At 42.1% G+C, this 13,682-nt stretch carries 15 protein-coding genes and 1 pseudogene; 5 read left to right on the top strand and 11 right to left on the bottom strand.

The features are described 5' to 3' along the window. Positions 1–29: 29 nt before the first annotated feature. The 4 genes and pseudogenes from LC605_RS26010 to LC605_RS25995 form a co-directional block, all read right to left on the bottom strand. Positions 30–218, bottom strand: a complete 189-nt coding sequence (locus LC605_RS26010; RefSeq protein ID WP_229550387.1) for a hypothetical protein — start codon at positions 216–218, stop codon at positions 30–32. Further along, entirely contained in the window at positions 206–424 is a 219-nt protein-coding gene (locus LC605_RS26005) for a hypothetical protein (RefSeq protein WP_229550386.1), read from the bottom strand. Before LC605_RS26005 ends, LC605_RS26010 begins: the two co-directional genes overlap by 13 nt. Before the next feature lie 29 nt (positions 425–453). After that, on the bottom strand, positions 454–612 hold the full coding sequence (locus tag LC605_RS26000) for a hypothetical protein (protein ID WP_229550385.1): 159 nt from the start codon (positions 610–612) through the stop codon (positions 454–456). 29 nt (positions 613–641) lie between these two features. Further along, positions 642–1,694 (bottom strand): annotated as a pseudogene (locus tag LC605_RS25995) (isopenicillin N synthase family dioxygenase). A gap of 40 nt (positions 1,695–1,734) precedes the next feature. Between LC605_RS25995 and LC605_RS25990 the strand changes: the two are divergent. Then, complete coding sequence (locus LC605_RS25990; RefSeq protein ID WP_229550384.1) at positions 1,735–2,241, top strand: GNAT family N-acetyltransferase; 507 nt, start codon at positions 1,735–1,737, stop codon at positions 2,239–2,241. Between the two features lie 224 nt (positions 2,242–2,465). Here LC605_RS25990 and LC605_RS25985 read toward each other — a convergent pair whose 3' ends face one another. From LC605_RS25985 to LC605_RS25965, 5 genes are all read right to left on the bottom strand, one after another. After that, positions 2,466–2,885, bottom strand: coding sequence for an HNH endonuclease (locus LC605_RS25985; RefSeq protein WP_229550383.1), 420 nt, complete (start codon positions 2,883–2,885; stop codon positions 2,466–2,468). Beyond that, positions 2,882–3,277: a hypothetical protein gene (locus LC605_RS25980; protein ID WP_229550382.1), complete on the bottom strand. Its 396-nt coding sequence runs from the start codon at positions 3,275–3,277 to the stop codon at positions 2,882–2,884. The genes LC605_RS25985 and LC605_RS25980 overlap by 4 nt, the downstream gene beginning before the upstream one ends. Before the next feature lie 40 nt (positions 3,278–3,317). Next, positions 3,318–4,718, bottom strand: coding sequence for an AtzE family amidohydrolase (locus tag LC605_RS25975; RefSeq protein WP_229550381.1), 1,401 nt, complete (start codon positions 4,716–4,718; stop codon positions 3,318–3,320). A 262-nt stretch (positions 4,719–4,980) separates the two neighbouring features. Then, positions 4,981–6,252 carry a DUF3574 domain-containing protein gene (locus LC605_RS25970; RefSeq protein ID WP_229550380.1) on the bottom strand — a complete coding sequence of 424 codons (1,272 nt, stop codon included), beginning with the start codon at positions 6,250–6,252 and terminating at the stop codon, positions 4,981–4,983. 320 nt (positions 6,253–6,572) lie between these two features. Then, positions 6,573–6,761: a DUF4089 domain-containing protein gene (locus tag LC605_RS25965; protein WP_229550379.1), complete on the bottom strand. Its 189-nt coding sequence runs from the start codon at positions 6,759–6,761 to the stop codon at positions 6,573–6,575. Positions 6,762–6,827: 66 nt separating this feature from the next. Here LC605_RS25965 and LC605_RS25960 point away from each other — a divergent pair, with 66 nt between their 5' ends. From LC605_RS25960 to LC605_RS25950, 3 genes are all read left to right on the top strand, one after another. Continuing rightward, positions 6,828–7,109, top strand: a complete 282-nt coding sequence (locus tag LC605_RS25960) for a glutaredoxin family protein (RefSeq protein WP_229550378.1) — start codon at positions 6,828–6,830, stop codon at positions 7,107–7,109. 53 nt (positions 7,110–7,162) lie between these two features. Next, the gene (locus LC605_RS25955; protein WP_229550377.1) at positions 7,163–8,674 is read left to right on the top strand and encodes a UDP-N-acetylmuramoyl-L-alanyl-D-glutamate--2,6-diaminopimelate ligase; all 1,512 of its coding nucleotides are present in this window, start codon (positions 7,163–7,165) and stop codon (positions 8,672–8,674) included. Between the two features lie 350 nt (positions 8,675–9,024). Further along, positions 9,025–10,524 carry a DICT sensory domain-containing protein gene (locus LC605_RS25950; RefSeq protein ID WP_229550376.1) on the top strand — a complete coding sequence of 500 codons (1,500 nt, stop codon included), beginning with the start codon at positions 9,025–9,027 and terminating at the stop codon, positions 10,522–10,524. 93 nt (positions 10,525–10,617) lie between these two features. Here the strand turns inward: LC605_RS25950 and LC605_RS25945 are convergent, their stop codons facing one another. Continuing rightward, entirely contained in the window at positions 10,618–11,319 is a 702-nt protein-coding gene (locus LC605_RS25945; RefSeq protein ID WP_229550375.1) for a hypothetical protein, read from the bottom strand. A 724-nt stretch (positions 11,320–12,043) separates the two neighbouring features. After that, positions 12,044–12,715 carry a LuxR C-terminal-related transcriptional regulator gene (locus LC605_RS25940; RefSeq protein ID WP_229550374.1) on the bottom strand — a complete coding sequence of 224 codons (672 nt, stop codon included), beginning with the start codon at positions 12,713–12,715 and terminating at the stop codon, positions 12,044–12,046. A gap of 100 nt (positions 12,716–12,815) precedes the next feature. On the opposite strand from LC605_RS25940, the gene LC605_RS25935 reads away from it, so the two are divergent. Then, positions 12,816–13,472 (top strand): DUF3386 domain-containing protein, encoded by a 657-nt coding sequence (locus LC605_RS25935; RefSeq protein WP_229550373.1) that lies wholly within the window; start codon positions 12,816–12,818, stop codon positions 13,470–13,472. Positions 13,473–13,682 lie beyond the last annotated feature (210 nt).

The raw sequence follows: 13,682 nt of genomic DNA, 5'->3' as shown, positions 1-13,682 counted from the left end.
TGTGATAGCATATACGGCAATTATTTCGTTTAGCATACAGCCCTCCTAATTTTCTTCTTGGAGGGCATTTTATTGCTTAACACACCCCGAAGCGATCGCCCATAAGAGTAACTAGCAACTTGGGTTATTATTTCTAACCATGAAGTTGGAAATTGATCTAATTCTCGATTAATATACCAAATCCAGATATGAGTATCTAGGATAATTATTTCAGACATTCCCAATCTTGGTCATTAACAAGAGAATTTACCAAGTCTCCTAATGTTTTTCCCTTACCAGCAATCAAGGGTGAAGGTTGACGACGTTTTTCAGTTTGGGGTGGGATCTCTTCTAGAATTGAGATCATAATTCGAGCGGACTTAAGATGGGGTTTTTCGGTTAACCACGTTATTTCGCCATTTTCATAGAGGGCTTCGTATTGCATGGGTTGAGTGATTGACTTTCTTGGTAATATTATAATGGTGATTTGTAAGGTTTCGTTCCTCGACCCAAGGGACAAGAACGCGATGGCCTAGCCCAAGTAGGCATTGCACTCATGGATTTTCCCAAAGCGATCGCCCGGCTAATTTGACCAATGCGGATAGTACCATCTTGAAACTGAATTCCACCCACATCTAGTCTAAACTCCAGTTAATTACGAATTACGAATTACCATAAGTTGCTTGCAAACGTTGTAAAAGATATTCACCCGCCAGGATAGGCGGATAAATAGGCGATTGTTCTTTCTGACAACTTTCCAGACAAGCTATTTCTGTATCATCATTAGGATGACAGAAAAAAGCCATAGAATACCGCGACTGATTCATCCTGTCATCATTGGGAATCATTACTCGATGCTTGGTTGAGCAAAACAGATGATTTGTCCACCGTTGCATTAAATCGCCAGTATTGACTATTACTGTATCAGCAATTGTAGGCGCGGCAATCCACTCTCCAGATGCTGTCTGCACTTCCAACCCGCCAACGTCATCTTGGAAAAGTAAGGCAATACTACCATAATCGGAATGTTCACCAGCACGTACTTGTCCGGGTTTCGGTGGTGTTTGTAATGGCGGATAATGGAGCGATGTCTACGACGGGCTACGCCTACGCAAGGTATGATTTTGTTGATTATGTCTGATAGTAAAAAAATCTTCTGCCAATTCCAACGCCAACGCAAATGCTTGTAATATTGTGTTAGCCAGTTCTGTGCAACTATCATAAAAGGCGACAATAGAAGTATCTATCTCTATAGCCGCTTGTTTGTTTAGATTAAACGCCTCTTTCAAGTCGCCTGGTTTATCGAAAAAGTAAAGGTTCAAAACCTCGCCCCTTGTGGGCGAAAAAATCCTTGTATCTCAAGGTAGGTAAAAACCCCACCCCTTGTGGGTGGCTGAGTTTAATTGCGAATTGCGAATTGCGAATTGCGAATTGGTTTTATTGGGGTCAAGACGTTCTCTCTCAATCTCAACGTATCCTGTATTATTAAATTCATCATTCCAAGGTTGCTTTTGCTTAACTTCTAAAGGTAAATTGAAGAAAGATTTACTCAGAGTAAATACTTGCTTAATTAGGTCTTTTGATATTCCCGAATTTTGCAAGTACATGAAGCCAATTTCATGACAAGCTTGATAGATTTTTTTTACAAAAGCTTGGCGATTTGCTGCATTGCCATTGGTGAAGTCAGTTAAATCAATTACCGGAATGATAACCATTGATATTTGTATATTTTTGATTTAGTTTGGTTTTTAAATTATGAATATTCGTTGTGAAACTCTGGAAGATTACACCGTAATAGCTGAGGTGAATAAATTAGCCTTTGATCAGGAAAACGAGGCTAAAATTGTCGAGAAAATTCGCAATTCTGACAGATACATTCCAGAATTTTCTCTGGTTGCAGAGGTTGAAAATGTTGTAGTTGGTCATATTTTATTCAGCTATATTGATTTGGTAGGTGAAGAAACACTACAAGTACTTGGTCTAGCACCTTTAGCAGTTCATCCACAGTTTCAAAGACAGGGTATTGGTAGCGCATTAATCAAAGCAGGGTTAGAAATAGCAGAGGCAAAGGGAGAAGCCATAGTCATTGTACTTGGTCATCCCCACTTCTATAGTCGTTTTGGCTTTCAGGCTTCTGTTGTTTATGAAATTGAGTCTCCTTTTCCAATACCAGAGGATGTCTTCATGGTTAAACCACTGCAAAGCTATCAAAAAAAGTATAAAGGGAAAGTTGTTTATCCAGCTGCTTTTGATGGAGTATAGTACAATACAGTTCAGTTAAGCATTTCTTTCTTCTCTTTGCGTCCAACTCTTACGAGACGCTGCGCGAAGGCGTCCTTCTCCCTTGGCGCTAGCCTCTCCCTTTGGGAGAAGGGGAGACGCTACGCGATGGCGGTTCGTTAAAAAAACTGACTTTTACTCAGAGTTTTAGCCTTAACCCAAGCGTATTGGAGTATAGTATTATTTCCGCATATAATAAAGTGCAATCAACTTGGCGGATGCCAGCCTGCTTGAACCCAGTTTTTACGCACAGTAACAGCCAAACTATTATTTAATCTGAGAGCTTTGACTGTAGCACGACCACAGGGAGTTATAGGGACAATTTCTGTTCCCTCTGTACTCCAAGTAAAATGTGCTTTCCACTGTTGTTGACGAGGATTAAATAGAGAAACTGTTTTGCCAGATTGAGAATCTAAACCCTCGGTTTGTGTCCACTTGTATTGATTACATAATTCACAAGCTAAACACAGATTATCTTCTGTATCAACTCCTCCTTTTGCCAAAGGTTGTATATGGTCAATTTGCAATCTGCCCATAATATAATCTTGGTGGCTGAGACAATATTCACAGCGATTTTCTGCCCGTTGTCTAACTTTTTGGCGGATGATTTCAGACGGAGAACTCATGATGATAAAGGAGTTTTTATTCCCCGCCTCACTGCTTCAGCTAAACCTTCTGACTTTCTTAATTGTCCGATTTGGTAAATCGACATTAAAACTAACAGTTCATAGCGTTCTGGTTCCGTCAATCCGGTATTTTTTCCTTTAGCTTGCAGTTCACCTAAACGTTGGTTTTGTGATGCATCCATTTTTAAGTTAGCTAATTCTAGTACTTCTTGATCTGAAACATGGCAAACTTCAGAATCAATGCTCATGTCTGAGAGACTATCAAAGGTAGGCAATACTATTTCCAAGATATCAACTAAAACGTCTGATAACTCTCTTGCTGTAGCTTCTCCAAGGCGTTGGGCAGATTCAACTAATTTTTCGGGTAAGTTGATGGTTATTGAAATATCCATAATTAATAAAAAGGTTGACCATAATTATAGCTTAATAGCTTTAGTTTAGAGCGTTGAAAATGACTGGTGCTGAAACTACACCCTTTAGCTCTAACGCAGCTGCAACCTGTAAAATTAACCCTTCATTATATGGTGCTGCTATCAATTGTACACCTAAAGGTAAGGCATTTGGACGCTGAATTGGTATTGATAAAACGGGTAAACCAATGAAAGATAATGGTTGAGTGAATAATCCTAAATGAGGACGGACAAGAATTTCTTCCCCATCCAAAATCATGGTTTGTTGACCAATTAGCGGTGCGGAAATTGGTGTAGTGGGGGCAAGAATTACATCGACATTTTGAAACACTTCCCTCAGGCGATCGCGGTACCATTTTCTAAAGCGTTGTGCTTGGAGATACCAGCTACTTGGAATTAACGCCCCAGCCAAAAAGCGATCGCGTGTTGCTGGATCAAAATCTTCAGGATGCAAACGTAACTGATCTAAATGCAGATTTGCGCCCTCGCTAGCTGTAATCACAAAGGCTGCTGCACGGGCGCGGTGTGCTTCTGGTATGGTTACGTATTCAGTGACTTCTATTGCATCAGCTACTTTTTGGACTGCTGCTAAAGCTTCGAGTTCTGCGCCTTTGGTAAAATAATCAGCAGCGATCGCAATTCTAATACCAGAAATATCTTGTTTGAGTTGTGGTAAACATAATTCAGGGGGACGCTTCGTACAAATTGGATCGCGATCGTCTTCTCCCTGAAGCACATCAAACACCGTAGCGATATCTTGCACCGAACGCGCAAAAGGGCCAATGTGGTCAAAACTGCTAGAAAATAAAGCTACTCCAGCACGAGATAACCTTCCATAAGTCGGCTTCAAACCAAAAACGCCACACAACGCCGCCGGAACGCGAATTGAACCATTCGTATCAGAACCCAGCGTTAGCGGTACTAACCCAGCAGCAACAGCCGCCGCCGAACCACCGGATGAACCACCAGCAACTCGCTGTAAATCATGGGGGTTGTGAGTAGCACCGTAATGAGAGTTTTCCGTGACAAACCCATAGGCGTACTCATCCATATTCAAAGCGCCAACTAGCACAGCACCCGCTTGTTTCAGCTTCACTATAGCTGTTGCATCAAGGCTTGCTGGTGAATTTTCTGCATTGATTTTTGACCCCGCCAGAGTCGTCAAACCAGCGATATCGAAGAGATTTTTCACCGCAAAAGGCACACCAGCAAGCATTCCCGGATGATTACCTTGGGCAATTTCCCTGTCAATACGGACTGCATCCGTCAAAGCTGTTTCAGCAGTGATAGCCGTAAAACAGTTGAGTTGATGATCTCGCGCTGCGATTCGTGCGATCGCCGCCTTGGTAACTTCCACCGCGCTAACTTTACCTTCACGCACAGCAGCAGCTATTGATACAGCATCGGCTAAGTCAAGATTCATGCTGAAATATTTGGAGATAGCGCATTTAGCTTTCTAAAAAAGATATTCAGAGTTTATATGCATTTGCCCTGAGTCACACGCTCCCCGACTATTGGCTCATCAACGCATATTTGATCTTCAGTTGTCAACACCCAGTCTGTAATGGTGACATACTTTTGTCGATGCGTAACTGCTAAGTACCTTGGTGCGAAAAAACTCAAGTATGTTACGAAACGTAAATAAGCTTAAAACTCTTACTAATGACAAATGACGAATGACAGCCTTAGCCAGTTAACTTTAATTGCGCCGACCTACTTAGCTTTTTCTTGAGAGTAGAACCTGCACCTAAAACGCCTAATGCAACTAAACCCCAAGCAAAGGCTGGTTCCGGAACAGAAATCGGTTTCGGTGCAGTGATGAAGCTAACATTTACATTGTCATCAGAAACTTGTAGAACGCTTTCTTGATTGAATTGTTGGGTATATTTATTAATAACGTCGTAGATGGACATTTTGTTTTGCAGCGTATCTTCAAAAAGTAAGGAGACGTTCTTTGACTTTTCTTTGATCAGCGTGCCTGAATTGTCTAGGTACTGTCCATTAGCATCGAAAACCGTTAATCCATCTGGGAAACGTGGGGTAACAATATTATTTAAAAATCTTTGAAAATCTGTATCAGAAACTTCCCCGTCTCCAGGAATGTCACGCCCAAAGAATAAATCTGTTTTGATGAAATCGTTAGTTGGTGGATCATCGAATATATTCCTTGGATCAAAACTAGCTTTTATCCCTTCATTTGCAACTTGCAGAACACTTTCCTGATTGAATTGTTGAGTATATTTGTTAACAATTTTATCGATAGAGGCTTCATTCTCCAGTGTATCTTCAAAAAGTAAGAAGACGTTCTTCGACTTTTCCTTGATCAGCGTGCCTGAGTTGTTTAGGTACTGCCCATTAGCATCGAAAACCGTTAATCCATCTGGGAAAAGTGGGGTAATGATATTATTTAAAAACCTTTTAAAATCGGTATCAGAAACTTCTCCGTTTCCGGGAATATCGCGCCCAAAAAATAAATCTGTTTTGATGAACTTGTTAGTGGGGGGGTTATTAAAAAGATCGCCCAAACCGAAACTAACGTTAACTTCTGGATCTGAGACTCGCAGAACACTTTCCTGATTGAACTGTTGGACATAGGTCTGACCAATGTCATTGATTAAGGCTTTGTTTTGCGGGGTATCTTCTACAAAAATAGTGAGGTACTTGAATTTTTCCTGAATAATAGTGCCTGAGTTGTCTAGGTACTGTCCATTGGCATCAAAAACCGTTAATCCATCCGGGAAGCGTGGGGTAATGACATTATTTAAAAAACTTTGAAAATCTGCATCAGAAACCTCCCCGCCTCCAGGAATGTCGCGCCCGAAGAATAAACTTTCTTGGATAAGAGAAGCAGCGTCTACTTTAACGGCATTAAATGAAATTCCAATAGAGATTGCTGCACCTGCGGCTACGGTCTTAGCAATCCCCAAAAATATGTTTTTTCCTATTACATTAGCCATTGGTAATTTTTCACAAAGGCGACAGTTTAAGGTATCCTTGAACTACTTAACAAGCATAATTGCTTATTAGGCGGCTCATAACTTTCTGGTCAAGCGATTAACGTATTTTTGTTAGACTCAGTATTTTTACCACATCATTACCATTTTCTGCAATAAATCTCTGTGTATTTCATCTCATCCAGTTTTTAGCTGCATTAAAAATCACTCGTTGTATAGCTTCAACCAGTTAACACCATCGCATTGTTAATTAATATTTAGAATTCTTTAGTTTACTTTATGACAAAAGTGTGATTCATACCTATAGTTACGATTAAATATAACTATGGTTCAAATGCTGGTGCAACTTCAATATCCTCTGGTAGAGGGAAAGAATTTACCAGATTAGCGATCGCCCTAATTCTCTCAAAATTTGCCACCACCCCATCACGATACTCATCTCTTAACTGCAAATCCAACACCAACGCCATTTGATCAACATACTGACCCACATTAAACCCTTCTCTTCTCATCTCTCTGCGTCCTCTGCGCCTCTGCGGTTAGTTATTCTAAACTTATAACTTCTTGCGACAACCCAAATGCGATTAATTTTATACAGTAAACCCGGCTGTCATTTATGCGAAGGCTTGCAAGAAAAGCTAGAACAAATCCAAAATCTCAGTTTCGAGTTAGAAATTAGGGATATTACCACTCGTGAAGATTGGTTTGCTGCGTATCAGTATGAAGTGCCGGTACTTTTTTTATCGAACCACAGAGACGCAGAGAACGCAGAGGGGAGTGAGAAATTATTGCCACGTCTTTCTCCTCGTGCTAGTGTGCAGCAGTTGGAGCAAATGTTGCGGAAGTATTTAGCCAATTAGAAAAAAATAATGCAAAATAAGCGCAAGATTAAGAATGTGACGAGGTTCACAAGATGAAATTGCGGGAATTATTAACGGCGGTAGATAGTGTTGAGCAATTGCCTAACCATCTTAGTTTGGAGGATGTGGAAGTTAGGGGTTTGAAGACGAATTCTCATGCTTGTGGTGTGGGAGATTTGTTTATTGGAATGCCAGGAACGCGGGTTGATGGTGGAGAATTTTGGCCAAGTGCGATCGCATCTGGGGCTGTAGCTGCGATCGTTTCTCCGGAAGCTGCCCAAAAAAATCCTCCCACAAATCAGGCTGTGGTTATTAGTGCAAGTAATATAACTCTAGCTTGTGCCCAGATAGCTAGTGCTTTTTATGGTTATCCGGGGCGAAAACTCAAGCTGGTAGGTGTGACTGGTACAAATGGCAAAACTACAACTACTCATCTAATTGAATTTCTGCTGATTAAAGCTAATTTAGCTACAGCTTTGATGGGAACTCTCTACACTCGTTGGGCAGGTTTTGAGCAAACTGCTGCCCACACTACGCCTTTTGCAGTGGAATTGCAACAGCAGCTAGCAGAGGCTGTAAAGGCTGGTAGTGAATTCGGGGTGATGGAAGTAAGTTCTCACGCTTTAGCCCAAGGTAGAGTGTTGGGTTGTGAGTTTGAGGTGGCAGTATTTAGTAATCTTACCCAAGACCATCTCGACTATCACCGCGATATGGAAGATTATTTTGCTGCTAAAGCGTTGTTATTTAGCCCTAATTATCTCAAGGGACGGGCAATAATTAATGCTGATGATTCCTATGGGAAGCGGTTAATTGCGTCGTTAGATTCCGAAGGGGTTTGGAGTTACAGTGTCAACGACAACAGCGCCGATTTATGGATGAGTGATTTAAGTTACCAGCCCAATGGTGTCAGTGGGACATTACATACACCAAAAGGTAACGTAGCTTTTCGATCGCCCCTAGTGGGACAATATAATTTAGAAAATCTTCTCGCAGCCGTAGGAGCAGTTTTGCATTTAGGGCTAGATTTACAGTTAGTGGCATCTGTGATACCTGAGTTTCCGGGAGTTCCAGGAAGGATGGAACGGGTACAAATTGATGCTGACCAAGATATTAGTGTGATTGTGGATTATGCTCACACACCCGATAGCTTGGAAAATTTGCTGAAAGCTGCACGTCCGTTTATACCTGGGAAACTGATTTGCGTGTTTGGTTGTGGTGGCGATCGCGATCGCACTAAGCGCCCAAAAATGGGTAAAATCGCTGCTGAGTTAGCTGATGTGGCAGTGGTGACATCAGATAATCCCCGGACTGAAGACCCAGAGAGGATTTTGCAAGATATTTTGGCGGGAATTGCGGACACAGTGCAGCCAACTGTAATTTGCGATCGAGCGATCGCAATTCGTACCGCCATTTTACAAGCACAACCCGGTGATGGAGTATTACTTGCTGGTAAAGGTCACGAAGACTATCAAATTCTCGGTACCGAAAAAATCCATTTTGACGACCGAGAACACGCACGCGACGCTTTACACGAAAGACTGAACATAGGGACTTGCAAAAAATAAATTATCTCAATTTATTTGTCGATTCCCTCACCCCACCCCGGTTTTGTCTAAAGCCAAAACCTCCCCTCCCCGTGAACGGGGAGGGGATTGAGGGGTGGGGTAAAATGACTGTGGAATGAGCTTGATGACTGAAGTTGACACCAATGGGCAAGGCCTTGTGCCCCTACCGTGTGGTCTATTTACCTGAAAATTGCTGTAAAATAGCGATGTTTTAAGAATTTCCGTCTCTTTAGAACTGAGAGTCTCAAAGTTAATGTTTCTTTCCGTGGGGATTTTGTAAAAAATGCACACAGAAAGGTGAAAATCGAAGACAGAATTACTTGTTGCTTCATCCTTTTTGTGCTTGACCCATGAACGTTTCTCTGGCTAAGGATCTGTCTGTTTATCAACTAGTTATGGGAGTGCAAGTGCCTCCGAAACCATTGTCCCTCAGTCCTGCTACTCTGCTATCACTGGTGAGAGCGCAAATTGACTTACTAATTGAGCAGCAAATTGCAGCCACTTTATGGGTAAAGCTACCACCAGAAAAAATTTGGCAATCAGAATTAGCGCGTTATCAATCCTCGGTAGGTGCGTCTAGCTTCATTTATACTTGCCAGATTCAGGAGAGGGGGAAAGAGGGAGATGAGGGAGCAGGGGGGGATGAGGGAGCAGGGGGGGATGAGGGAGTAAGATCCTCGTCATCCCCCTCATCCCCCTCATCCCCCTCATCCCCCTCATCCCCCCATCATGTCCCCGTCCACTTACCACCAGATACCCAACTGCGACGGGAAAACTTTCTGATGGTGTTATCGCCCCAGTTTTGCAGTTTAATTTTGGCTCACCGACCACTTAAGAAACGCAAAAATCAGACATCGGGGAAGGTAAATACTCATAAAAACCAGCCGTTGCTGATTATAACTACTATTGAGGGGAGAGTAATTCAGCAAGTATTAGATGGTATCCAAAAAGCAATAGTGCCAGAATCATCCCCAATTTTACCTGCTAGTTTTATTTGTCCAACTGCGCCTCAAGCTGCACTGATGAATCAACTGTTGGCAAAACAACTCCTGCGACAAGATGAGATTAATCGTCAAATCGTCACAGTACGCACTACTAAGTTACAGGAGCAAAACCAACAACTATACAACAAAGAACAACTAAAAGATGAATATTTAAATAATATATGTCAGGAATTGCGTACACCCCTAACGCACATAAAGACAGCACTATCTTTATTAAATTCCCCTAATCTCAAACCCTCCCAGCGACAACGTTATTTACAGATGGTAAATACCCAGTGCGATCATCAAAATTCCTTGATTACTGGTTTATTGGAACTGGTGCAGCTAGAACGAAATTTAGATGGGACAACTTTGGAGTCGGTGCGTCTCTCAGATATTGTGCCTGGAGTAGTCAGTACCTATCAACCTCTAGCCCAAGAAAAAGGCATTATGTTAGCCTACACTATACCTAGTGAACTTCCATCTGTTTGGTGCGTGAGTGGTGGTCTGAGGCAAATTGTGATTAATCTGCTCCACAACAGTATTAAGTTTACTCCTAATGGGGGTCAAGTATGGGTGCGTGCCCGTACTCAAGGCGATTCTGTCCTATTAGAATTCCGCGACACAGGTATCGGTATTGCCGAAAACGAAATTCCCAAAATTTTTGACCGCTTTTACCGTGTGCGCACAGCAGCAACTGAAGACTATGGTGGTGCTGGGTTGGGTTTAACAATTGTACAGCAATTGCTACTGCGCTGTAGTGGATCTATTTCTGTAAAAAGTAAATTATCTGAAGGTTCTACCTTTACAGTACAACTGGCAAGTATTGGCAATATCCCAAGAGCGATCGCTACGGAAAATGAGTGATAAGTTATGAGTTATGAGTGAAAAATTCATTACAATGACATAGGTTCAATTAGCACCAGCCTAAGGCACTATTACTCATGAAGGCATTGGAGATTACTTACACATTTGCAGTATGCGGCGATCGCTAGCACTGATGGAATTTAACCGATAAAAGTCTTGCAGAGCCACCGAGTAAGCATAGGAGTTGGACTCATCCTCATTAACCTTGGGCAGTCTATTGCTTGTAGCTACCTGATTCGACTGATTAGAACTGGCTTCATTTGACGAGCCATTAACGGTCATCGCCAACTCTCCTGATGGGTTGATTGTACCCTGAAAACAATTAAACTCAGATTGGGGCATATACAATGCACCCGTTACCTTGCCCTGCTGCTTTTGAAATATGATATAACCTTGACCAAGCTCGTTTGGTTTTGGGGATTGACCATAGAGGTAAATCCCATTTTTCACAGGAAAATTTGCTTTTGGTAAAACTCCTGTGCTTTTTGTGGGTTCCTGAGTACCTGGAACCAGCGCTGTGGTTGTAGATACTGTTTTTCCACTCTTATCAGCAAAAACCTCTCTATTTCCAGAAGCCGCATTCAGTTGACTTCTCTGCTCTCGCACTTTTCTGAGCTGCGACAAAAGTGAGTTTTCCGAGGTTTTCTGAATCTGAGCCGATGATAAGGGAGAATCTATAACTGATACTACTTGAGTCTGCTTGGCTAGAAAGCCCAAACCGAGAAGTAAGCCTAAGCCTGCAAGGGAAATTCCCCACTGACGGGGAGATAATAACTGATGAAGGTTCTTAAGCACCCTACTTCTCCTATTAAAAAAACTAACCAAGTTCTCTAGAACTTACTTAAATCATAACCAAGTCTTAATTGTCAAAGACTTTCTTCACGACTTATATTACTATTGTCCAAAAAAGAAAACTGTCAAAAACTAAAGTTTTTATTTAATTTAGCTTAAGTAGGTCGGCACAATTAAAGCTAACTGGCTAAGACTGTCATTTGTCATTGGTCATTAGTCATTAGTAAGGATTTTAAGCCTATTTACGTTTCGTAACATAGTTGGGTTTTTTCGCACAAACTTACTTAAACGAAAACAAGCCCCGTGTCTCATCCTTCGGGGAGCGTGGGATGAATTTTTGGGCGGTGACGAGTTGATCCCTAACTACTCCCTTCCTCCGACAAGATTACCTATTGATTTTTCTCTCCCTTCCTTGGTGTCCAACTCTTACGAGACGCACTCGCGTTTGCGGTTGGTAAAAAGTCTTCTGGTGGGAAGAGAGTAATTCCATCCTACGGATTGAGAGGACAAGGAGTCAAGGAGGAATCGCCACTCTCTGTTAACCTGAGCGAGTCAATAAATTCTTCAATCATTACCGAGAAGCAGACAACCCCCAATTATTTAAGAAGCTGGGGGTCTTTTTGTTCTCTCCCAAAATGAAATGACAAATGACAAATGACAAATGACAAATGACAAATGACAAATGACAGCCTTAAGCAGTTAACTTTAATTGCGCCAACCTACTTAGTTATGAAACTTGGATATCTTGTAGCCTTGCCACCATTTCTGCACGCGCCGAAACCTTCAACTTCCGAAACATCCTCTTCAAAGCTTGTTTGACAGAATTTTGCGTAATCCAAAGTTTTTCCCCAATTTCAGCATTCGTTAACCCTTGCGCCACCAATTCGGCAATTTCTAACTCACGGGCTGTTAGAGGACTTACTAAAAGCGAATTGGATATTTTGGGTTTTGTTCGTAGAGTTGCCATTTTTGCTGACAAATGAATGCATAAAGCACTCAGGTCAGCTAAATCGTTGCCATTAAAGGCCGGATTTCCCTTGTCACGAGCCAAGTTAAGCGTTCCGACAAGACGACCATCGCAAACAATAGGCCCTGTCATTACGTGTTCGTGATCTGAACGCGAACAAAAATGCTTCCAGTCTGCTGGTGATAATAATAGCTGCTCATGGGCAGGAGCATGACGCTCAACCACGTAGCGCCCCACTGGATTGCTCTCTAAGCATACTGCTGGAATGCCTGGAACATTAATATCAGTGCTTGGCTGGTCATCTAGGAGATAAATACCCCAATTTTGCACGCTAAAATGCTCCCCAATTTGATCCGTAAGAGCTAGTCTTAATTCTTGCTCATTCTGGACATTGGCGATCGCATGAAATACGGCGTGAAGAGAATTAGCCATAAGTGTACCCAGTTGGGGACTATCCAAGCCTCAACAATTACTTCTATGCTAATACCAATAAAACCAAAACGCTAATTACAGTAGCGACTAGGAGAAGCACATGACAGTTACACAACTCTCTGCTCAGGAACTTTTCCGGGCTGCTTATGAAAACCGCTATACTTGGGACAAGAATTTCCCCGGTTATACCGCAAATATTACCTTTAAGCATGATGATAAAGTGTTTACAGGCAAAGTTATCATCAACGCTAATCTCAAAGCCGAAGTTTTGGATGTAGATGACGAGCCAGCCCAGAAAGCAATTCACGGTCAAGCATGGGAGATCGCAATTCACCGCATCCGCCGCAGCTTTGAAGACACTCACAGCGCCAATACCTTTAGCTATGGTAAAACTGACGAAACCGGTGCAGTTGAGCTTTTAATGGGTGGTAAGGCTGAGGGCGATAAATACAAAGTCCGCAACAATGAAGTATGTCATGTTCACCGTCTAATCCACGGTACTTATGTAACTATTGACACTTTTACTAGTCACAACACGGGGGAAGGCTACCTGTCCCATACTTATGACTCTGTGTACCATGACCCCAAAACTGGCGAACAAAAGGGTGATAGAAGCGAATTTACTGATGAGTATGAAAAAGTTGATGACTATTTCATCCTAAATCGTCGGGAGATTCGCACCGAAACAGCAGGACGAGTTTCTATTCAAGAATTTGTCTTCTCTGACATCAAATTGTTGGAACCTGTTGCTGCTTAAGCTGCATCCTATAATCTCACAAGAAAATCGCGGATCGTGTTTCCTCCACTTGACTTTCAGTCAGTGGAGGAAACACGCCACGGGTGGTTTTAACCACCGTGAAAAATGATAGAATTAAAGTGCAAGTAGGAATAATCATCTACGTGTTGAAGTGTTTTGTAAGGAGTAACCCCTGATTTACCTCGTACCTGCACAAGTTGTAGCCCTGGG

Origin of the sequence: Nostoc sp. CHAB 5836 (assembly GCF_020829445.1) — a bacterium.
GTDB lineage: Bacteria > Cyanobacteriota > Cyanobacteriia > Cyanobacteriales > Nostocaceae > Nostoc.
Note: the sequence above shows the minus strand (reverse complement) of the source record. Positions and strands in the feature narration are given on the sequence as shown.

Coding starts and splice junctions, on each gene's coding strand:
- LC605_RS26010 (WP_229550387.1), bottom strand. CDS start 218: ATGTCTGAAATAATTATCCTAGATACTCATATCTGGATTTGGTATATT.
- LC605_RS26005 (WP_229550386.1), bottom strand. CDS start 424: ATGCAATACGAAGCCCTCTATGAAAATGGCGAAATAACGTGGTTAACC.
- LC605_RS25990 (WP_229550384.1), top strand. CDS start 1,735: ATGAATATTCGTTGTGAAACTCTGGAAGATTACACCGTAATAGCTGAG.
- LC605_RS25985 (WP_229550383.1), bottom strand. CDS start 2,885: ATGAGTTCTCCGTCTGAAATCATCCGCCAAAAAGTTAGACAACGGGCA.
- LC605_RS25980 (WP_229550382.1), bottom strand. CDS start 3,277: ATGGATATTTCAATAACCATCAACTTACCCGAAAAATTAGTTGAATCT.
- LC605_RS25975 (WP_229550381.1), bottom strand. CDS start 4,718: ATGAATCTTGACTTAGCCGATGCTGTATCAATAGCTGCTGCTGTGCGT.
- LC605_RS25970 (WP_229550380.1), bottom strand. CDS start 6,252: ATGGCTAATGTAATAGGAAAAAACATATTTTTGGGGATTGCTAAGACC.
- LC605_RS25965 (WP_229550379.1), bottom strand. CDS start 6,761: ATGAGAAGAGAAGGGTTTAATGTGGGTCAGTATGTTGATCAAATGGCG.
- LC605_RS25960 (WP_229550378.1), top strand. CDS start 6,828: ATGCGATTAATTTTATACAGTAAACCCGGCTGTCATTTATGCGAAGGC.
- LC605_RS25955 (WP_229550377.1), top strand. CDS start 7,163: ATGAAATTGCGGGAATTATTAACGGCGGTAGATAGTGTTGAGCAATTG.
- LC605_RS25950 (WP_229550376.1), top strand. CDS start 9,025: ATGAACGTTTCTCTGGCTAAGGATCTGTCTGTTTATCAACTAGTTATG.
- LC605_RS25940 (WP_229550374.1), bottom strand. CDS start 12,715: ATGGCTAATTCTCTTCACGCCGTATTTCATGCGATCGCCAATGTCCAG.
- LC605_RS25935 (WP_229550373.1), top strand. CDS start 12,816: ATGACAGTTACACAACTCTCTGCTCAGGAACTTTTCCGGGCTGCTTAT.